At 44.3% G+C, this 19,594-nt stretch carries 16 protein-coding genes; 8 read left to right on the top strand and 8 right to left on the bottom strand.

All coding sequences use genetic code 11. The annotated features are described in order from the left end of the window. Nucleotides 1-15: 15 nt before the first annotated feature. The 5 genes from SWOO_RS04480 to SWOO_RS04500 all read left to right on the top strand — a co-directional run bounded on the left by SWOO_RS04480 (nucleotide 16) and on the right by SWOO_RS04500 (nucleotide 4,972). Nucleotides 16-1,191 carry a phosphoglycerate kinase gene (locus SWOO_RS04480; RefSeq protein ID WP_012323519.1) on the top strand — a complete coding sequence of 392 codons (1,176 nt, stop codon included), beginning with the start codon at nucleotides 16-18 and terminating at the stop codon, nucleotides 1,189-1,191. A gap of 200 nt (nucleotides 1,192-1,391) precedes the next feature. After that, the gene (gene fba, locus SWOO_RS04485) at nucleotides 1,392-2,456 is read left to right on the top strand and encodes a class II fructose-bisphosphate aldolase (RefSeq protein ID WP_012323520.1); all 1,065 of its coding nucleotides are present in this window, start codon (nucleotides 1,392-1,394) and stop codon (nucleotides 2,454-2,456) included. A gap of 228 nt (nucleotides 2,457-2,684) precedes the next feature. Then, nucleotides 2,685-3,425: a DUF481 domain-containing protein gene (locus SWOO_RS04490; protein WP_012323521.1), complete on the top strand. Its 741-nt coding sequence runs from the start codon at nucleotides 2,685-2,687 to the stop codon at nucleotides 3,423-3,425. Nucleotides 3,426-3,696: 271 nt separating this feature from the next. Beyond that, nucleotides 3,697-4,437 (top strand): winged helix-turn-helix domain-containing protein, encoded by a 741-nt coding sequence (locus tag SWOO_RS04495; RefSeq protein WP_012323522.1) that lies wholly within the window; start codon nucleotides 3,697-3,699, stop codon nucleotides 4,435-4,437. Further along, nucleotides 4,430-4,972 carry a hypothetical protein gene (locus SWOO_RS04500; RefSeq protein ID WP_012323523.1) on the top strand — a complete coding sequence of 181 codons (543 nt, stop codon included), beginning with the start codon at nucleotides 4,430-4,432 and terminating at the stop codon, nucleotides 4,970-4,972. The genes SWOO_RS04495 and SWOO_RS04500 overlap by 8 nt, the downstream gene beginning before the upstream one ends. Nucleotides 4,973-5,008: 36 nt before the next feature. Here the strand turns inward: SWOO_RS04500 and SWOO_RS04505 are convergent, their stop codons facing one another. Beyond that, the gene (locus SWOO_RS04505) at nucleotides 5,009-5,536 is read right to left on the bottom strand and encodes a hypothetical protein (RefSeq protein ID WP_229377305.1); all 528 of its coding nucleotides are present in this window, start codon (nucleotides 5,534-5,536) and stop codon (nucleotides 5,009-5,011) included. 8 nt (nucleotides 5,537-5,544) lie between these two features. Next, nucleotides 5,545-6,366 carry a cytochrome c3 family protein gene (locus SWOO_RS04510; protein WP_012323525.1) on the bottom strand — a complete coding sequence of 274 codons (822 nt, stop codon included), beginning with the start codon at nucleotides 6,364-6,366 and terminating at the stop codon, nucleotides 5,545-5,547. Nucleotides 6,367-6,826: 460 nt separating this feature from the next. Between SWOO_RS04510 and SWOO_RS04515 the strand changes: the two genes are divergently transcribed. The 3 genes from SWOO_RS04515 to SWOO_RS04525 all read left to right on the top strand — a co-directional run bounded on the left by SWOO_RS04515 (nucleotide 6,827) and on the right by SWOO_RS04525 (nucleotide 9,539). Next, nucleotides 6,827-7,567, top strand: coding sequence for a winged helix-turn-helix domain-containing protein (locus SWOO_RS04515; RefSeq protein WP_012323526.1), 741 nt, complete (start codon nucleotides 6,827-6,829; stop codon nucleotides 7,565-7,567). Next, the gene (locus SWOO_RS04520; protein WP_012323527.1) at nucleotides 7,560-8,078 is read left to right on the top strand and encodes a hypothetical protein; all 519 of its coding nucleotides are present in this window, start codon (nucleotides 7,560-7,562) and stop codon (nucleotides 8,076-8,078) included. The genes SWOO_RS04515 and SWOO_RS04520 overlap by 8 nt, the downstream gene beginning before the upstream one ends. 75 nt (nucleotides 8,079-8,153) lie before the next feature. Next, nucleotides 8,154-9,539 (top strand): hypothetical protein, encoded by a 1,386-nt coding sequence (locus tag SWOO_RS04525; RefSeq protein WP_012323528.1) that lies wholly within the window; start codon nucleotides 8,154-8,156, stop codon nucleotides 9,537-9,539. 26 nt (nucleotides 9,540-9,565) lie between these two features. Here SWOO_RS04525 and SWOO_RS04530 read toward each other — a convergent pair whose 3' ends face one another. The 6 genes from SWOO_RS04530 to SWOO_RS04555 form a co-directional block, all read right to left on the bottom strand. After that, entirely contained in the window at nucleotides 9,566-11,782 is a 2,217-nt protein-coding gene (locus tag SWOO_RS04530; protein ID WP_012323529.1) for a PAS domain-containing protein, read from the bottom strand. A 141-nt stretch (nucleotides 11,783-11,923) separates the two neighbouring features. After that, complete coding sequence (locus SWOO_RS04535) at nucleotides 11,924-12,526, bottom strand: TatD family nuclease-associated radical SAM protein (RefSeq protein WP_012323530.1); 603 nt, start codon at nucleotides 12,524-12,526, stop codon at nucleotides 11,924-11,926. A gap of 107 nt (nucleotides 12,527-12,633) precedes the next feature. Continuing rightward, nucleotides 12,634-15,795 (bottom strand): efflux RND transporter permease subunit, encoded by a 3,162-nt coding sequence (locus SWOO_RS04540; protein ID WP_012323531.1) that lies wholly within the window; start codon nucleotides 15,793-15,795, stop codon nucleotides 12,634-12,636. Continuing rightward, a complete protein-coding gene (locus SWOO_RS04545; protein ID WP_012323532.1) occupies nucleotides 15,795-17,009 on the bottom strand; it encodes an efflux RND transporter periplasmic adaptor subunit in 1,215 nt (404 codons plus the stop codon). Before SWOO_RS04545 ends, SWOO_RS04540 begins: the two co-directional genes overlap by 1 nt. A gap of 259 nt (nucleotides 17,010-17,268) precedes the next feature. Further along, nucleotides 17,269-18,495 carry an ATP-dependent RNA helicase SrmB gene (srmB, locus tag SWOO_RS04550; RefSeq protein WP_012323533.1) on the bottom strand — a complete coding sequence of 409 codons (1,227 nt, stop codon included), beginning with the start codon at nucleotides 18,493-18,495 and terminating at the stop codon, nucleotides 17,269-17,271. 160 nt (nucleotides 18,496-18,655) lie between these two features. Continuing rightward, nucleotides 18,656-19,387, bottom strand: a complete 732-nt coding sequence (locus SWOO_RS04555; protein ID WP_012323534.1) for a tRNA1(Val) (adenine(37)-N6)-methyltransferase — start codon at nucleotides 19,385-19,387, stop codon at nucleotides 18,656-18,658. Between the last annotated feature and the right edge of the window lie 207 nt (nucleotides 19,388-19,594).

A 19,594-nucleotide genomic window follows, 5' to 3' on the forward strand; every position in this document is an offset into this window, starting at 1 on the left:
TTAAGGAAACGTAATATGGCTATTATTAATATGTCAGAGTTGGATCTACAGGGTAAGCGCGTGCTTATTCGTGAAGATCTCAATGTGCCTGTGAGTGAAGGGGTTGTGACCAGTGATGCGCGTCTACGTGCAGCTTTGCCATCCATCAAGCTAGCACTAGAGAAGGGTGCTGCCGTGATGGTGATGTCACATTTAGGGCGTCCAACAGAAGGTGAATTTAACTCTGAGTTTTCACTTCAGCCAGTGGTTGATTACCTGACTAAAGCCCTCTCTTGCCCTGTGCGTTTAGCTAAAGATTACCTCGACGGTGTTGAAGCTAACGTCGGTGAAGTCGTGGTTTTCGAAAACGTCCGTTTTAATGTCGGTGAAAAGAAAAATGATGAAGCGCTAGCGAAGAAATTAGCGGCGCTTTGTGATGTCTATGTGATGGATGCTTTTGGTACGGCTCACCGTGCACAAGCTTCAACCCATGGTGTTGGTTTACATGCGCCTATCGCCTGTGCAGGTCCCCTACTTGCTGGTGAACTTGAGGCTTTAGGTAAGGCGATGGATAACCCTGCACGTCCACTTGTGGCGATTGTGGGTGGCTCAAAAGTATCGACTAAACTGACGGTATTAGAGTCTCTCTCTAAGATTGTTGATCAGCTGGTTGTCGGTGGTGGTATCGCTAACACCTTTATCGCGGCTGCTGGCCACGAAGTGGGTAAGTCACTTTATGAAGCTGACCTAATTGATGAAGCTAAGCGTCTTGCGGCAAACGCCCAGAGCCGCGGTGGTGATATCCCTGTGCCGACTGATGTTGTGGTTGCTGGTGAGTTTAGCCCAACTGCAGCTGCTACCCTTAAAGGGGTGAGTCAGGTGTCTGCTGATGAGATGATTTTTGATATTGGACCTGACAGCAGTGAGGCGCTAGCCGAGATCTTAAAAAATGCAGGTACGATTGTATGGAACGGTCCTGTCGGTGTATTTGAGTTTGATCAGTTCGGTGAAGGCACTAAACGTATCGCGGCGGCCATTGCAGACTCAAGCGCATTTTCTATCGCCGGCGGTGGAGACACTTTAGCGGCAGTGGATAAATATGGTATCGCTGACAAGGTCTCTTATATCTCTACGGGAGGCGGTGCTTTCCTTGAATTTTTAGAAGGTAAGGAACTTCCTGCGGTAGCTATGTTAGAATCTCGCGGAAAATAATGAACATCAGTCGATTTAGCGCCTAATAATTGAAAATATAATGATAAATAGGCGCTAGTGCGACATATAAAAGAAACCGTGTTTCGATTCAGGTGCTTTCATTGTCTATGATTAATGAATGAACTTGAATCGAGACATAAAAATCAATCCAAACGATAGCGACCTCGCTGGTGTGAACCAGCCTATTATTGGAGTAAAAAATGGCTTTAATTTCCCTACGTCAAATGCTTGATCATGCTGCAGAACATGGTTACGGCGTCCCAGCTTTTAACGTGAACAACCTTGAGCAGATGCGTGCGATTATGCAGGCTGCTGAAGCAACTGATAGTCCTGTGATCGTTCAGGCATCAGCTGGTGCACGTAAATATGCACGTCCTCAGTTCCTTAAGTACTTGATGGCCGCAGCACTTGAGCAGTATCCAGATATCCCTGTTTGTATTCATCAAGATCATGGTACCGATCCTGATATCTGTCAGCGCTCTATTCAGCTTGGCATGTCCTCTGTCATGATGGATGGTTCTTTGATGGCCGACGGTAAGACGCCAGCTTCTTATGAGTACAACGTAGATGTCACCCGTAAGACGGTAGCGTTTGCCCACGCTTGTGGTGTGTCTGTTGAAGGTGAGATTGGCTGTCTTGGAAGCCTTGAAACTGGCGAAGCTGGTGAAGAGGATGGTATCGGTGCTGCTGGTATTCTTAGCATGGATCAGATGCTAACAACGCCTGAAGAGGCTGCTCGTTTTGTTGCCGATACCCATGTTGATGCTCTGGCTATCGCAATCGGTACCAGCCACGGCGCGTACAAGTTTAGCCGTAAGCCTACCGGTGACGTGCTACGAATTGACCGTATCAAAGAGATCCACGCGCGTATTCCTAATACTCACCTTGTGATGCACGGTTCATCTTCAGTGCCTCAAGAGTGGTTAGAGGTGATCAATCAGTACGGTGGTGCGATCCCTGAAACTTACGGTGTGCCTCTTGAGGAGATCGTTGAAGGTATCAAACATGGTGTGCGTAAGGTCAATATCGATACCGATCTTCGCCTAGCTTCTACTGGTGCTGTACGTAAGTTCCTAGCTGAAAACCCAACAGAGTTTGATCCACGTAAATTCCTGAAAGCATCTATGGAAGCGATGGCTGATATCTGTACGACTCGTTATGAAGCGTTTGGTTGTGCAGGAATGGGCTCTAAGATTAAGCCTAAGTCGCTGCAAGCTATGTATAAAGCTTATCAATCTGGTGAGCTAGATCCACAGGTTAAGTAAATAGCCGTTTTACTTATTGTTTAAAAATGCCCGCAACCTGCGGGCATTTTTGTATTTATCGCTTTAATTAGCTGTTTTTATGCTTAATCCTTTAAATCACAGTGTCTTCATCTTTTTTTTGTTTATTTATCAGAATTTATTAATCTGTATCACTATTTTCAATTCTGTTTTTTGAGTGTTAAAATTGCGCAAATTTTAAGGGAAATGATCTTTCGGAGTATTATAAAAATGAAGAAACTGCTTATTGCATCAGCTATTTTAATGGCGGCACCTTTTGCTGCTCAAGCCGGTGCTGATTTTGTTGAAGGCGATAAGACCTTTGGTGGTGACGCTGAGCTGGGTGCCACCATCACCACTGGTAATACCGAGACGACCTCATTAAAGGGTCGTTTGGATATGAAGCATGAGTTAGGTAACTGGGAAAACCAATATCTATTGGAAGCCCTTTATAAAGAGGATACAGGCGAAGTAACGGGTAAGCGTTACTATGGTCTATTCCAAGCTGATTATAAGTTTGATGAGGTGAGCTACCTGTTTATCAATGCTAACCACGAGGTTGATCCTTTTACAGGTTTTGATTCTAAATCTACTATCTCTTCAGGTTATGGCCATAAATTTATCGATACAGGTAAAACCCTGTTTAATGTTGAAGTGGGTCCTGGTTACCAGTATAAGCGCTTAGACAATGAGAGCGCTCTAGAAGCGGGTTATGATACGGAAGACAGCTGGGTTGCACACGGCGTGGTGAACTTTGAAACTGAAATTACAGATAGCTCTACGTTTAAGCAGATGTTTGTTGCCGACTATGGCGAGAGCCTAGAGGGACGTTCAGAGACATCAATTACAGCAAGTATTATTGGTGCTCTTGCGATGAAGTTTGCCGTTGTGGTTCGTTACAACAGTGAACCATTGGACAATAAAGAAAGCACTGATACTGAAACCAATATGACGTTACTGTACGCGTTTTAATCTTGACTAAATAGATTTTTATTCCGTCTCAGTATAGGGATGAAAGCATTTTTTATTGGCTTTCATCCCTTTTTAGTTATACATCTCTTGAAAAGACTACTTTTCCATAACAAATCTAACTTATTAACTTAATCTATCTTGTTGATATTTAATAAATATGAGCGCTAAATCACGCTTCTTGCTTCTCGCTGAAAATAACGACTTGTGATCACAGAACAGCATGTTAGGAGAGGCTACAATAATTTGCTATTTAGTTAGTTGAGGCTGATATATGCAGATAGGCTCATGCTGGTTCGATATAAATAGTAAGACATTATCTAATCTCACCAATGATACCAGTTGGAAGATGCCGGCTACCGAATTTTCAGTTCTTGAAGCCCTAGTGCTGCAGCGCGGTCAGGTGTTATCTAGGGAGGAGCTGTTATCGAGTATGCCCGAGGATAAACAAGAGCAAGCTCAATTAATATTGGCTATTGAGCGGGTTAAGTTTTATTTAGGCGTTGAGTACGCTGAGTTATTAGAGACCGTTGATAAGCAGGGTTATCTACTCCATTGTGCTGTTAAATCAAAAGCAAGAAGTACATCATCAGTACCGTTTGGCAGTATTTCGGCTAAAGATTACTTTATTTTTATCGTACTGTTATTGGGCCTACTTTGTTTAATTAACAGCCTGTTTGCTCCGTCTATGAAGATAAACTCTGTCACAGAACAAGTGATCACTAGTCATTCCTCTAAACTCTCCCTTTACCCTGTTTTTAGTTCTGAAAAGCTTAAACGTGAATATCAGCCACAGACTGAGTTTTTGACTCAAAGCCTAAAGGATTGCACTAAGGTGCCTTGGCAAGACCTTTTCCTCTCTGTTTCAACAGAGAATAACTTGATCAGTATGGTGCTAAAAAGGCAGCTTGATGCCGGAGTCGAGATGAAAAACTTAAAAGTAGCGCCTTTAGATGAGGGGTGGCAATTCATCACTCAAGAGTGGTTAATTAAGGTTGGGGTTTGTAGTGAATAAATCTCAGCAGTTTTTTTGTTTTGGCAAAAGAGTATGGTTTCTAGTTTTCGCTCTGCTAGTGATTGTAGGTCTGTGCATAGGGTTGCATTACTTTTTTGTACCTGAAGAAAATGTGTCGTTAAGTTGCCGCGCCGCTCTATATAGTGAAGATATTAACCGAGATCTGGATGTTGGTTTAGAGATTGAGGCGAGGGGAGAGCTGGTTACGCTTCAGTATCGCTTCTTCGAATCAGGATTAGAGAAGAGCTCTATGATTTTAAGTGGTAAGGTGAGTAAGCTTGATCTGAGCTCTATGTCGTTAAAGTTAGAGCTAGATAATGGTCAAGTTGTGTCTAACTTAGCACAAGCTAGGCTCTCTAAACATATGAAGACAATTATCGATGCGAGTCGATTGGCTATTACCAATGGAACGCCTTTATCGCTTGGTATAAATTTGGTTGAATTGGATGAGAAAGATAATTACGCGATTATTCAATTCTTACCAGATGATGGCTTGTGGGGCTGTCATCTTAAGCTGCATAAATTGGCTTTTTAAAGGGGAAAGGAGAGCGGGGCTCTCCTTTATCACAGATCACTGTGGAGGTAAAATTTCTAGCTCGTTTGAACTTAACGCGCCTTTGATCTCAATGGCGACCTTGTATCTTTTTACGACTTCATCAGAGTCCCCTCGGCTCCAGTCAAGATCTGGGGCTTCGAAGGTGTAGCTTCCTTTCGTCTCTAATTCAGTGAGTATCCCTTCACACTCCTTCTCTTGGCTGTTACAGCTATAGCTGTTTGTTAGGTGCCAACGCTGCCATCCCTTAGGGTTATTGATCTTGCTGTTTTGTTCAGGAAAGCCGAAGTAGATGATCTTGTAATCTTTAGCCTGTGTGATCGCTTGTTTCTCATTATCACTTAAATTAAAACTCAGTGCGCCTGATGCTCCTTCAAAGCTTGTAAGTTCAATTTGTATGCTAGTGGCTTTATCTATATCGATTGTTGTGGCAACGGGTGGTGGAGCTATCTCGCCGCCATCATTACTGTCATTGCTATCACTACCGCACGCTGTGGCCAAAAGGGTACAGGCAAGGAGTGAAGTGAGCCGTTTATTGTTCATCATCTACTCCTTTAGTTAAAGTGGCCGGTATGACATGTTGTGCATTCCATGTCGGTCTTGACACTGGCTGCTGAGCTCATGGTATCGCTAACGCCATGACAGCTCTGACAGCTTTGTGCATCACTGGAGGGCTTAGATTCAGGAAGTGCAGCAATATCCTCTCCGTGGTATGCGCGATTGAGTAGTTCCACCAGATGAAAAGCGATAGAAGCGGACAGACGGTAGCAGCGCTCACCTTTCTGACTAAAAGTTTTACCTGAAGCTTTAGACCAGTTACTGATTGAGGAGTGGCATAGAATACTATTTGCCGTAGAGGAGCTGCCTACCAATGCTGTTTTCTCATCTGTTGAGCCGATACCGCTAACAAATTCTGGTGATGAGAAAGGCAGTTCAGTGTTTTCGTAGTAACGGAATGCGGCACCAATAACGGCTGAGTTTTGTTTGTTAATGTCATCAAGAATATTGATCAGCATGCCTGCAGCGTTAAGGTTTCCACATATGGTTCCTTGGCCAACAACACCTGCAAAACCGAAACCTGCTAACGCTGTTGGTATGGTTTTAAACTTGGCAGCATCTGCGCTTGATGAGTTACCTAACATGGTGACAAGGGAGTGGAAAACCTGATGCATACACCCACCACCAGTTTCATAAGCAAGCTTTGCGGTGGCCATGGGATCCAGTGGCACATATTTAAGCTTGTCTCCTAGCTCGAGGTGGAAGTTTCCCTGATCATCTGTTGCAGCAAAGGCTGATGTGCCTACTAAGCTTACTCCCGCTGCAGCAGTACTTATTCCGATTATTCTTGTTAATGCCTGGCGTCTGTTAATTGTCATCACTATCCCTTACTTAGCTTAAGTTGTTGTCATTGCTATCTGGTACACCGAGCAGGTTCTAACTGGCCGGTTTGCTTGGGGTAAGTGTCTAACTTGAATAGCGCAAATAGTGTGATCTTGTATGGATAAATATTGAACTATCACAAGCTCGATGAAGGGTAAGTATTCAGTGGTTAAATCTGAGGGGCGGGGGAGTAAATTAATTCACAAGATCCAAGGTTTAGCTCAAATGGTGAGCTGGATCATGTTATTTATAATCTTCATCTGAATTTATCAAATTTGAAGCTCTCTTAATTGAGGTATTTATATATTTATCAATGTGATCCTCTTCGCAAACTAATAAGCTATTTACACACTTAGTGCAGCTTTTAACATGGGCTTTTAGAGGAGATAACCGCGATCACAGAAATGTTAGTTTAATTTACATATTATCGCTTCGATATTGGTGATGGGGCGTATTATGATTTTGGGTACTTGTCAGTTCGATGCCCACCGGGCTCAACTAAAGAACCTTACTACTGGTGATGAATGGCTGCTACCGAGAGCTGAGCTTCAGGTATTGAAGTTATTGTTAGCCAGTCGAGGCTCAGTAGTAGAGAAGCATAAACTCGGTGCTGCCGATGATGAACATCCTGCTTTGACCGATTCTTCTGTGACACGAGCGGTATTTATGCTGCGCTCATTCCTTGGAGCCGAACATGAACACCTCATCGAAACGGTAAAGGGGCGAGGTTACCGTTTACGTTGTGAAACCCGTCGTAGAAGAGATAAGTGGTTAACGCTAACTTGGGGTAAGCCTTGGCTAGTGCTCGTTATTTTACTGCCTTTTATCGTATTAACTGCGCTCCATTTTAGTGAAAATTATGCCGGTAATGGGCCTACGGCTCCCTTAAAAACTGTGGCACTTTCTCTTCCTTCTGGACAAAAGCTGAGCTTGATTAGTTACAGTAAGTCAAAAACAAATAATGAGTCGTTATTACTCCTCATAGAACAACTTGAAATGGGGTTTAAGCAGTGTATATCAACGAGTTGGCAACAGGTTTACTTATCTCTTTCCCATGATAAACAAGTATTTAATATAACAATGAAGGGAGATAAATTAGGTCAGTCGGTGATCAGAAACTTGAAACTATCTGACTTTAGACAGCAGAAACAGTTTATCTCCCAAACTTGGTTAGATGAGGTCGCGCTTTGTGAATAGAAAACTATTGTGGGGGATCAATGGGTTAATCTTATTCATACTGATAATGAGTGTGACTTTTAGCTACCGTCAGCTTAATCCTTCTCAGGAGTTAATGATGAGTTGTAGCTCTGAGCTTTTCGATCCCAGTAACGAGAGGGAAAGTAAAAGCCGTCATTATCTATTGGTTGATCTGTTCGCTAAAGGAGAGCTAGCACAGTTTAACTATCGCTATTTTAACCATGATGGTAGTTCTGCTGGTAATATCAGAATGAAAGGCAGTGTGGTTGGGGTCGATAATAGTGCGCAGAGATACTCTTTTTCGGTCAAGACCAAGGAGGAGTCTGGATTAGACGGAGATGAGATACCTGAACATATGAGTTATCTCTCCTATGTAAGCTCTTTTAATTTGGATAAAAAGGGGATGCATAATTTAAGTGTTGAGATGTTAGATCTCAATGAGCAGAATGATTATGCGGTGGTGCTTTTTCAACCAAGTAACACAGTTTGCGGTTGCCGTTTGGTTCAATAATCGACTTTTACGCTATAATTAGGAATAAATTAAAAATAACTATCTGATTTAATTTCGTAAATATTTAGGGGCTCAGTGTCTAAAGTTCGCGTTAAGCAGGAAGAATCTCTCTCTATCAAGTTTATCCATCAGATGAAGGTGGGGGATAACCGACGTCTGGATCTTTACTTTTTCCTGCCTAAAGAGATGGGAATAGGCCCTCACAGTTTAAATGAGGAGGAGTATTACCACTCCGCTATCACAGGGCGACGCTCCTATTACTCCACAGGCTTACATCTGCCACTCGTACAAAGTCGATTTGCCAGTCAGAAGAAGCGAACTGTAGAGGAGTTTAGGCTTTATCTTAATCTATTTGCTTATCAATTTGCCGTGGCCATTGAGACTGACAGTAAAGAGCTGAGACAGATTGAGGAGCCTGAGGAGTTCTTTACTGCGTTAAGGGATCTGAGTGAGTTAGTGGCGCAGCTGCTGAAAAAGTTTCGCCGTAATGAGCCAAGCGATCCAAAGAGAAAGCCCTATTTTGAAAACGCTGATAACTACCTCTCCTGGTTTTGCGAGCAACAGCTGTTAAAGCTCTTGTCCAGAGCCCCCAGAGGTAGTGAGTACAGTGAGATGATAGAGACGGTTGTTACTCAATGCCGAGCAGAGCGCCAACACAGAGATGCTAGACGCTATAACTCACAACAAACCCAAGATGATCCTAACCGTATCTCGAATAAAATGTTGCTATTAAGGCGCCTTATTCAGCAAGGGGTTGTGCTGAAAGATGAGCTGAAAACCTTAGGAACTGGCCTGAAGAAGATGACCACTGGCTTTGCTACGGCCATGGTGATGTTAGTGGTTTCCGCCTTAATCATTAAAGCTCAGGGAGTATTTAGTGGGCTTACCATCGCATTAGTGCTCACCCTCGCGGTGATCTATGGCTTTCGCGAGATCTTTAAAGAGGATATCCGTAACGCACTGTGGCGTTTCATTCAGAAGGGGCGACCTAAGTGGAGCCGAATTTTACGGGATACAACCAGCCAAACGGCTATTGCGAAACAGCTGGTATGGCTTGATTTTATGAAGACATCTGAGCTGCCAGATCCCATCACGGATATTCTAAAAAGACGCCACTCCCAGAATAAGCTCGATGCTGAAGTACTGCACTATGGCATACATACTCGGGTCACTCAGAAGGAGTTTTTGACTGGCTATACTTCGATTCAAGAGCAGGTTAACTTTAGCTTAGTGCCTTTCGCCCGTTATCTGGAGCGAGGTAAGGCAAAGATCTATAAAGAGTCAGATGGCAAGATAAGTAATGATTCAGTGGAGCGGCGTTATCAGATCAATATGATCCTCGCCTTAAAAAACGGAAAAGGGGAGACCGAATACGCTAGGTATAAGGTCACCATGAACCGCTCAACGATTATTGATATCAGCCAAAGCGACATCCCTGAGGGGATCCCTTTAATGGAGTAAGGCGTTTCAAAATGCAGCTCTACGAGCTATATTACCCTGGTAAATGCCTGACAGATCATCTGCTCGCCTGTTTGCTTAGCGCGTTTAAGTGCCACCTCTGCATTACTTAGATATTGCTCCAATGATTGGCCGCTTTGGTAGGCGGCAATCCCCATACATATCCCTTCACTTAGCCCAATATCACTTAAGTTACTCATGGATTTTATGGCGAAATGGTGCGCTTTATCGGCATCGGTATCTGGCAAAATGATGATGAGCTTTCCAAGTTGCCAATGGGACATCTGATAACCCGCAGGTAGCTCCCTAAGGATCTTCAACTCGACCTCTTTCTGCCTGTTCTCTAGCTGGCCGATATCACTCATATGGCTGAGCATGCTCTCTGCGGTGATATCCATCAGTATCAAGCTTGAACTCTCTCTCTTATTCGAAGGGAGTGACTTAAAATAGCTCTCTAGATCCCTTAGGTTGACTAAGACTGTGGTTCTATGTGGAACTAGTTCACCGCGATCTGAGCGGGACTCTTTTTGGATAGCTTGTTCAAAGGTACATACGATATATTCAATCTCTCCCGAGGAGTCCAAATGCCCCTTTAAGGTCGCTTGAAGGCAATCGCTGAGCATATGGCTTTGGGTACAGAGTACCTGTCCTTTCCAGCTACCCTGAAGAATTATCTGCTGAAGTATCTGTGACCATTTACTTCCTATATCGGGATTGAGCAGCTCAGTCAGGTTTTTAGTGGGGCTTTGCTGTATTTGCATCTGCTGATCAAAGGCGTGATTCGTGCGGACTAAGTGGCCATCGGCTTGAATTAACGCGGTTGCAACTGAGCTATCATTAAGCATCTGATTGATATACGCATCATTTTTAGCGCTGTAAAGCTCACTGACATCTTCAAATGTGATCAAAAGATAGGCTTTAGTTTTCACTGAGTCATGCTGGGTTTTAATATGAGCAATCAGTTGAGCTTGAGTCTCAGCGCCTGAATCGAACTCACCTTTCCACTCTCCATGTTGTTGAACATGAAGCATGATCTCTGTGTATTCATCATCTTCGAGATGCAATAACCGCTGCAGGCTGCGGTCGAGTAACTCATCTTTGGGTAGTCCCAATTGATCGGCAGCTCGGTTATTGGCTGAGATAACACGGCTATTATCATTGACAATAATGCAACCGACATCACGATGAAATAGGCGGCTTGATAGTTCGATACTGTACATCCGCGATGCTTGCTCAAGGCGATAAAGGTGGCTGAGGAATATGAGTATTGAAGCAAGGATTGTCAGCACTGATGCACCTATTATCAGTAAGCTACGCCACTCGGTGAATTTCGCTGCAATATCATCGTTGCGTACATATGAAACAAGGAAATACTCTCTACGGGTTTCATATTGGGTGGTGAGCTCGACTTTTAGATAGACAAATGTGGCATTGTCTCCATGAAACTGACCAAAGTTGCTGGTTGCCATTTTACGCCAAAGGGCGGGATAGCTCTGTCTTAAACTACCTCCCATAGTATCAGGTATTCGCTGTAGAGAAGGGCTAGACTCGGCTCCTGCGTACAGCAAGCCTTGGGTATCTAACATCAACAGAGGTGACTGGCTGCTTGAGTATGCAGGTTTGATACTCTTTAACATCTGCGCCATGGAGTTGTAGGTTACTAGGTATCCTCTAATGCTTTGATCTGGGTTTTCAAGCCAGGCAAGTTGATACATGTAGGGTTCTAGTTTGCCATTTATCGGGCTAAATTCGAGTGGAGAGGTATAGATCTCATTACCTCCCATATTGCTCGATGATCCAAGCAGCGCTGCAGGTATTGGTTCATGACCAAAGTCATCACTGGTGGCAAATTTAAATTTACCTTGTGGATCGAACAGAGCCATATCAAGCAGTTCAGGAATGTTGTCTCGTATAATGTTCCAGTTTTGTTTGAGCTTCTCCTCTCTCTCCTTGCTGGGAAGATCAAGATAGCGCTTTAGCAGCTCTGATTTGGCGAACATTTGAGTACGAAATTGTTGAAAAGCGACTTTGTCGGCAATGACTGTTCCAACAGCTTGAAGTTCACTGTATCTCTGAGTGGCCCAATCTTCCTGAAGACGACGCTCACCTAGTGTAATAATCACATTGCTTAACAGGGTGACACTTATGATGAGTAAGCAAAGCTGAGCTGCGACGGCTAGCAAACGTTGGTGGGACCAATGGATCCCTTGGGCTGCGATTAGAAGAGGTTGTTTTCGCGTCAGCATCAGAATTTAATAGTCGTTAGTTTTATGGAACAATATATTAGCACAAAACTATCATCCAAACAGTGCCTGTTACACTCTGTCAGATTATTGAAACTTGCTCTTTATTCTGTGAATTTTTGTGACTAATCGCTTTGCTATGGATTATCCAACGATATCGAGTACTCTATGTTTGAAACTTGCTCCACAACTTTCTACAAATGTTTGACAGGCTTGGATATCGACGCCCTCGAGCCCATCGATAGCCGATACTTGAACAGAATTGATATAGTGAGGTGCCAGTAAGATAAACTCTTTTACCGCTTGATAGCTGTTTTTAAGTTTAGGTTGGCAATGAGTTTGGTAAGCTTGCTCCGTGTCGGCATTCAGTGAGATAGATAGCGTGTCTATCCATGGTGCTAACTCTGGTAAAATATTACGCCTATGTACCAGGTTCCCTAAACCATCGGTATTGACTCTTACTCTGCCGCCTTTTTGCTTAATGACTTGAGCTACGGCAAGTAGCGTCGGTAGATTCAGCGTCGGCTCACCATACCCGCAGAACACATATTCATCAAATTGCGCCACATTGCCTAGCTGCTTAATGATCTCTTCAGCCTTTGGCTGATGATCCAGAGCAAGCTGATATTCGTGCACCTGCTTACTACCATTATGTTTAGGGCAAAACCGACAGCGAAGGGTGCAACGACCCGTGATATTAAGGTAACGGCTGTTGCGGATATCGTAGATGAGAGTTGCGTTGCTCATAAGATGGGATCTGGAGTGAGTTTTTGCAATGTTATCTCAAACGACTGAGAGAAAATGTTGTTTAGATCGAAAAAGGGAGGCTTAGCCTCCCTTTTGTCTTCGTAATGTTAAGTCAAATCATCCTGTGCAGACTTAGGCTGCCACCACCAGATATAGAAGCGGCGTAATCCACCACTAAATCGTGTTAACAGCCGCTTAAGATCATCTAACATGATGTAGAGCAGTGGGATCAGAATAAGCGTCACTAAGGTAGAGAAGAGGATACCAAAGGCAAGTGAGGTTGCCATGGGGATCACAATCTTAGCCTGTAGGCTTGTCTCTAAAAGAATAGGAACCAGTCCCACAAAGGTGGTTAATGATGTCAGGATGATTGCCCGAAAGCGGTAACAACCTGAATCTATAGCGGCTTGGGTTATCGATTGACCCTCAGCACGTGCCTTATTGACAAAATCAACCAAGATAAGCGAGTCATTCACCACAACACCTGCTAGTGCAACTATGCCACATAGACTAAGAATATTGAGTGTTAAGCCCAAGAGCAGGTGACCAAAGAGGGCGCCAATGACCCCAAAGGGGATCACCGCCATAATGATCAATGGCTGACTGTATGATTTTAGTGGTATCGCCATTAGTGCATAGATGGCGAATAGCGCGACTAAAAAGCCTAAAACTAAACTAATGAGTGCACTTTGTTCATCGGCACTGCCACCATCTAAGCTTGTCGAAATATGTGGGTATTTCCCCTCCAAGTAGGGGAGAAATTCACTCTGTATCTCAGTGACTACCTTAGAGGGCTCCACCTTCTCTTTGTCAGCATTGGCAATAATAGTGATGGCGCGGCGGCCGTCGACACGAGTGATTGATGAGTAGGAGTCTCCTAGCTCAACCTCTGCAACAGTGGAGAAGGGAACCGAATTTCCTGAGGGAGTACGGATCATCATATTTTCCAGATGACCTATGGTTCGGCGCTGCTCCAAAGGATAGCGCACCATGACTTTGACCTCCTCCTTGTTTCTCAATATTCTCTGAGCTTCGAAGCCGTAAAAACCATAACGAACTTGACTGGCTAGATCCGACAGAGTTAAGCCTTGAGCTTCCGCTTCAGGTTTTATATCAAGGAGGATTTCGTGGCTTCCCGATGAGTTATTATCGGAGATATCATAGATACCCTCATAGGTTTTGAGTTTCTGTTTTAACTCGGCTGAAGCCTGTGCGAGCTGCTCCAAGTTGCCTGAGGAGAGTCTAAATGAGATATCACTGCCTCCGCCACCAGTACTGGCAGCGATACTGAGCTTCTTAACTGAAAGTAATTCAGGCAGCTTGTCACGCCAAGCATTGGAGATAGTGACACCGTCAACCTCACGGTCTTCCCCTTTAGTGAGTTCTGCAAAGATAAAGGCTGAGGTACGAGATCCCATATTGATATAGCTGTGTTTTACCACTGGGTATCCAAACTTCTCCTCCATCTCTTGATCCATGGCATAGAGGGCATCTTCAACTTGTTTGACGACCTGAAGTGTATTCTCCTCTGAGCTACCTGGTTCCATCTCTAGTTGCACCTGCATAAAGTCAGATGGAAGATCGGGGAAGAATACCCAACGTACCGTGCCACTTACGACCAGAGCGATAGAGAGGATAAGTACGCCGATAAACAGGGAGACGACACTGTATCTATTCTTTATACAGCGCTCTAAAAAGTAGCGGTATTTGTGGTGAATAAAGTGTTGAAGCTTACTATTTAGGGCTAGTTTAAAGCGCACAAAGGCGTTGGGGTTTAGGTTTGGTTTTTTCGGCTTCATATGGGCAAGGTGAGCTGGCAGGATCAGCTTGGACTCCACTAACGAGAAAACTAAACAAAGAATGACGATCATGCCAATGGACTTCCAAATTACCCCCTGGGGTCCAGATACCATTAACATGGGAATAAAGGCCGCTATGGTGGTTAGTACGCCAAATGTAGCTGGCATGGCCACCCTTTTTGCTCCCTTGACGACATTATCTAAGGAGTGACCATGTAACTGTGTTTCAGAGTAAGCACTCTCTCCTATGACGATGGCATCGTCGACGACAATACCGAGCACCAGAATAAAGGCAAACAGGGTCAATAGGTTAATTGACATGGAGAAGGGTTCGATAGGCATCAAGAGTGCAGTGCCTAAGAAGCAGACGGGAAGCCCCATCATGACCCAGAAGGCGAGCTTAAGCTCAAGGAAAAGCGCGAGAATAAGAAACACTAATATAGCGCCGTAAAACATGTTAGATAGCATCATGTTTAGGCGGCCTTTGAGGTAGTGCGTCATGTCTCCCCAGGTATCGACCTTGACAGAGGCGGGCAAGGTTTCACTACGTTTAGCAATATAGGTTTTGACCTCCTCTGAAATTTTCAGAGCATTTTGATCATCAATGCTGGTGACTTCGATGATGGCGGCAGGTTTACCGTTAAAACGTGTGTACTCCTGTCGCTCCTCAAAATCATCCTTAATGATGGCGACTTGAGATAGCATGATTCGGCTGCCATCGGCACGAGTGGATACTAAGATGTTAGAAAAGTCTTCGCCAGTATAGGCTTGCCCTTTAGTTCTTAAGAGAATGTCACCATCTTGAGCTCGAATAGCACCGCCTGGAAGATCGATAGAGGAGCTTTGAACCGCCTGTGCGACTTGAGCAAAGCTAAGACCGTACTCTCTGAGTTTATCTTCCGATAGCTCAATGCTCACCTCGTAATCCCTGACTCCTGTCACTTTTGCCCGGGTTACCGAGGGGAGGGAAGTGATATCCTCTCGTATACTTTTAGCTATCTCCTTCATCTCATGCAGGTCGATATCACCATAGACTGAGACCCAGATCACATAGTTTTCTGGCTTCATACGGTAGATATCGGGTTTTTCGATATTATCGGGAAAGGTAGAGATAGCATCGAGCCTGAGTTTGGCTTCATCGAGTATATCTTGTGGGTCATAACCCTCTTGAACCTCAATGGATACTGAGCCTACACCTTCGCTCGCAACAGAGGTGACTTTTTTGATCCCAATAATATCTTGGAGTGACTCCTCTATCTTTATGTTGATCCCCTCTTCAATCTCTTGAGGAGCCGCGCCTGGGTAGGCTACAGAAATCTGCAGGTAGTTCGCCTCAAAAGTGGGCATCACCTCTTTATTGATGACAAATATACTGCTTGCTAGGCCGCCCATAATAAGGAAAAACATCAATAGGTTTGCAGCAACAATATTTTTAGCGAACCAAGCTATGATTCCTTTTTGTGGCTCCATTATTGCTCACCTTTTGCTGCTAAATGTTGCTCTTTATCTTCATCTGTTTGTGGCGACTTGCTGCCACTATTATCCGCTTCACCTAAGATTTTGACTGATTGGCCAGAGCGCATGCTGGAGAGTTTAGTTAAGGAGATACGTTCGCCATCTAAAAGGCTGTCTTTAATGTAGACACTGTCGACATCGGTGCGAACAATATTAACGTCGCGAACCTCAACTATATTATCACTAGAAACTACGGCTACTTGATTATTGCGAACGATATGACGAGGCAGTTTTACAATGCCCTCAACGGTACGCCCTTTAATGATAGCGGTAACAAAACTGCCATATTTAAGTGGTAACTGCCCTTGATGTTTTGATTCTCTTAGGTAGGGATCTTTTATCTCGGCGACCAGATATACCATGCGGTTATCGGCATCAATAACGCCTTCACTGCGGACGATATCTCCTGTCCAGCTTACTTCTTTGCCTACAAGTGATGCACTGAGCGTGACTTGTGTATCAGGTTTATCAACAGACTCTAGGTAAGCAAGATCATTGTTGGCAAGTGGCAGGCGGATCTCAGCAATGCGGGTATCATAAAGCTCACCCAGATTGGTTCCTAGGGTGACATATTGGCCTAGATCGACCATTCTTGTTTTGATGATCCCTTCAAAGGGGGCGCGGATGATCGTTCTCTCTAGGTTTCGCTCGGCGCGGGCCATAGCAGCTTGAGCAAACTTAACATTGGCTTGCTCTTTTTTTAGTTGAGGCAGCCTGAGGCCTAACTCTGGCGGAAGCCCACCATCGTAGCCTTTCCAGTCGTTCTTAGCGACCTCACCACGAGCAATCTCCTCCTCTAATGCGGCCTGTGCTTGGGCAAGGCTAGCCTGAGCTTGACTCAGATCGGCTTCATAATCCGATGGCTCAATCATGGCGAGCTGCTCCCCTTTTTTAACCACTCCACCAGCAACAAAGTTGGGGGAGATACTAAGTAGACGTCCTTTTACCTCAGTGACTAGCTGAGTTTTATTCTTAGGGGTGACAACACCATATGAAGGTAAGTTCAGGGAAACGGTTTGCTGTTCAACTTTTACCACATCCACTATTTGGGCTGGTTTTTCTTCCTCTTTCTGCTCAGGGCTTTCTTTGGTATTAATAAGTAGCCAAGCGGCCATGCCAAAGAAAAAAAGTATGAAGAGAGGGGTTAATCTTCGTATTATTTTTATCATTATTATCCCGCTGTTCCATGCTGACATTCCTATACTTGGTTAAATCTACCAGAGTCTAGAGATGTGACAAAACGGTTTTTGTAAATAAACTGTATCAAATGTAGATTAAATGCTGCTGGAAGAGGGGGTTAATACTGAAGTACTAGGCTAAACAGGTTTTATTGTTTAATTATTGAGCTTTTTGTAGTGTGTTATTCGGCTATGTTGATTGAAGAGGGAGCCGCGATTGCGGCTCCTAAAGTTTACCTAAATGTTAGGTTTATTTCTTTTTCTTCTTTTTATTCTTCTTACTGAAGCTTTTCTCACTAGGCTTAACCTTGTTTTTCCCTGGTGGTTTAGCCTCTTTGTTCTTAGGTCTAAGATCTTTAATGAAGCGACGTTTTAGTGGCTGATCCATATAACGTTCAATCTTACCAACAACACGGATATCATGTGCTTCGACTAGGGAGATTGCCGTTCCCTTTGCACCTGCACGGCCTGTACGACCGATACGGTGAACATAGGTATCGGCAGAGCGTGGCATATCGAAGTTGATCACATGGGTGATATCTTCAACATCGATCCCTCGTGCGGCAACATCGGTGGCAAGCAAGACATTCACTTCACCTTTAGTGAAACGACCCAGTGCTTGGAATCTTTGCTTTTGCTCCATATCACCGCGCATATAGCTGCAAGGTATGCCTACACGCTGCAGCATCCCCTCTAAGCTGGCAACGGCTTCGCGGGTTTTAACGAATACAATGGCTCTTTGGGTCTCTTCTTGCTGAAGTATGCTACACAAGAGTTTAAACTTGTGCTCTTTATCATCGGCAATATGGATCCACTGATGAATTTTCGCTTTCTCACTGCGAGGCGCTTCGGCTTCAACCTTTACCGGATCGGTAAGCAGTTGGTGGGAGAAGCGGCCGACATCGCTGCCCTCTAGTGTGGCAGAAAACAGCATAGTCTGTTTACGGCCAACAGACTCAATGGCAATGGTTTCGACAACGGCTGAGAAACCCATATCTAACATTCTGTCGGCTTCATCGATCACTAAGATCTCCACCTCTTCAGCATTAAAGAGTCCCTTATCTAGGTACTCCATCAGACGGCCTGGGGTTGCCACTAATATATCAACATTCCCTTTTAATGCTTCCTCTTGAGGCGCATAAGGGACACCACCTGTGATGATGACAGTATTAAGGTCTAGCTCATAGGCAAGGTGAGAGGCATATCTGTGGATCTGACTTGCCAGTTCACGGGTAGGCGTGAGAATGACAACACGTGCCTGACCTGAGAATCGACGCGGGAAATCGATAATATGCTGTAGAGCCGGGAGTAGGAAGCTGGCTGTTTTGCCTGTTCCAGTCGGTGCACGCGCAAGAATGTCCCGCTGATCCATGGCCAAGGGGATCGTTTGTTGCTGTATGGTGGTGGGCTTGTGGTGGCCCATGGCTTTTAATGACTCTAATAAAATAGGGTCAAGCAGGAGGTCTTCAAATAGCATGTGCAGCGTCTCAATAAATAATAGCGGCACATTATAAAGGTTAATCGGGCTAACTTAAATCATTAGTATTGAAAATCCCCATTAAAGAAAACAACAAAATGGGGTAAGTGGTCGTTGGCGTCAGAAAATAGCGTTTAAATGATGCTTTTGTTTAGTCACTTTAATACTTGAGATAGAAGCCAGTGATTAGCGCTATCATCTCTGGGGTATAGCTTGCATCAGGCTCTTTGATGCAAAGATTGTTTGTGATCACTGTGTCATCTTCAGCTAACTTAGTTGCCTTGTGCTTAAGGGTGAAAAGATGACGATGAGGTGCCTTAAACCTTGAGTCGCTAATGTTGGTTAGCTGGTTCATCCATAGCTCACTTTTCTCAACCTCTTCAATAAAAGGGGTCATGCTTTGGCTTGGCAAGATCAAACTAGCCGTCCCTGTTGCAGCAAGTAGCTTGGTTATCACTTCAAGAAGAGCGTGGAAAGTTAAGCTGTCAGTATGCCTTGCCTGAGCCCTGAGTCTGTTACTGGATTGTGTTCCTCCTTTGAAGTAGGGAGGGTTACAGATAATGTGATCAAATTGAGCGTTATTACCGTCTGTATGCTGATTACAAAACTCCTGTACGCTGGCATATACCAAATTCAATCTGCTTTGCCATTTAGAGGCGATGAAGTTCTTATTGCAGGCATGAAATGCCGTGTCATCCAGTTCGACAGCAGTGATCTGAGCTTCACTTCGTTGGGCTGCCATCAAACTGAGCAATCCACTCCCTGCGCCTATATCTAACAGATTTTCTGCCTTTGACAGCGGCGCCCAGGCACCGAGCAGTACTCCATCTGTGCTGACGGGCATACCGCAGCCATGATCATCGATATGAAATTGTTTAAAGGTAAAGGCCATTGAGGGGAGTTTGACTAATTTAGGTTGGCGCGAATTGTACGCTAACTAAATGGATATCGCGAATATCAATAGGGGGGAGATAAGCCGGAGTTGAATGAGTGAGCTAGTGTTATGTATTGAATTATTCGCTGTAGAGAACAAAAAAATAGCGGGATAAAATAGCCAAATTTATGTTGGATTTTTGTTTCTTCCGTCTTTTGATAGCGG

The organism is Shewanella woodyi ATCC 51908 (genome assembly GCF_000019525.1).
In the GTDB taxonomy this organism is placed as follows: Bacteria; Pseudomonadota; Gammaproteobacteria; order Enterobacterales; family Shewanellaceae; genus Shewanella; species Shewanella woodyi.

What these genes read in the sequence shown, in the direction of transcription:
- SWOO_RS04530 (WP_012323529.1), bottom strand. Translation starts at nt 11,782, where the DNA reads ATGCTGACGCGAAAACAACCTCTTCTAATCGCAGCCCAAGGGATCCAT.
- SWOO_RS04490 (WP_012323521.1), top strand. Translation starts at nt 2,685, where the DNA reads ATGAAGAAACTGCTTATTGCATCAGCTATTTTAATGGCGGCACCTTTT.
- SWOO_RS04540 (WP_012323531.1), bottom strand. Translation starts at nt 15,795, where the DNA reads ATGGAGCCACAAAAAGGAATCATAGCTTGGTTCGCTAAAAATATTGTT.
- SWOO_RS04495 (WP_012323522.1), top strand. Translation starts at nt 3,697, where the DNA reads ATGCAGATAGGCTCATGCTGGTTCGATATAAATAGTAAGACATTATCT.
- SWOO_RS04545 (WP_012323532.1), bottom strand. Translation starts at nt 17,009, where the DNA reads ATGATAAAAATAATACGAAGATTAACCCCTCTCTTCATACTTTTTTTC.
- fba (WP_012323520.1), top strand. Translation starts at nt 1,392, where the DNA reads ATGGCTTTAATTTCCCTACGTCAAATGCTTGATCATGCTGCAGAACAT.
- SWOO_RS04505 (WP_229377305.1), bottom strand. Translation starts at nt 5,536, where the DNA reads ATGATGAACAATAAACGGCTCACTTCACTCCTTGCCTGTACCCTTTTG.
- SWOO_RS04510 (WP_012323525.1), bottom strand. Translation starts at nt 6,366, where the DNA reads ATGACAATTAACAGACGCCAGGCATTAACAAGAATAATCGGAATAAGT.
- SWOO_RS04515 (WP_012323526.1), top strand. Translation starts at nt 6,827, where the DNA reads ATGATTTTGGGTACTTGTCAGTTCGATGCCCACCGGGCTCAACTAAAG.
- srmB (WP_012323533.1), bottom strand. Translation starts at nt 18,495, where the DNA reads ATGCTATTTGAAGACCTCCTGCTTGACCCTATTTTATTAGAGTCATTA.
- SWOO_RS04480 (WP_012323519.1), top strand. Translation starts at nt 16, where the DNA reads ATGGCTATTATTAATATGTCAGAGTTGGATCTACAGGGTAAGCGCGTG.
- SWOO_RS04555 (WP_012323534.1), bottom strand. Translation starts at nt 19,387, where the DNA reads ATGGCCTTTACCTTTAAACAATTTCATATCGATGATCATGGCTGCGGT.
- SWOO_RS04535 (WP_012323530.1), bottom strand. Translation starts at nt 12,526, where the DNA reads ATGAGCAACGCAACTCTCATCTACGATATCCGCAACAGCCGTTACCTT.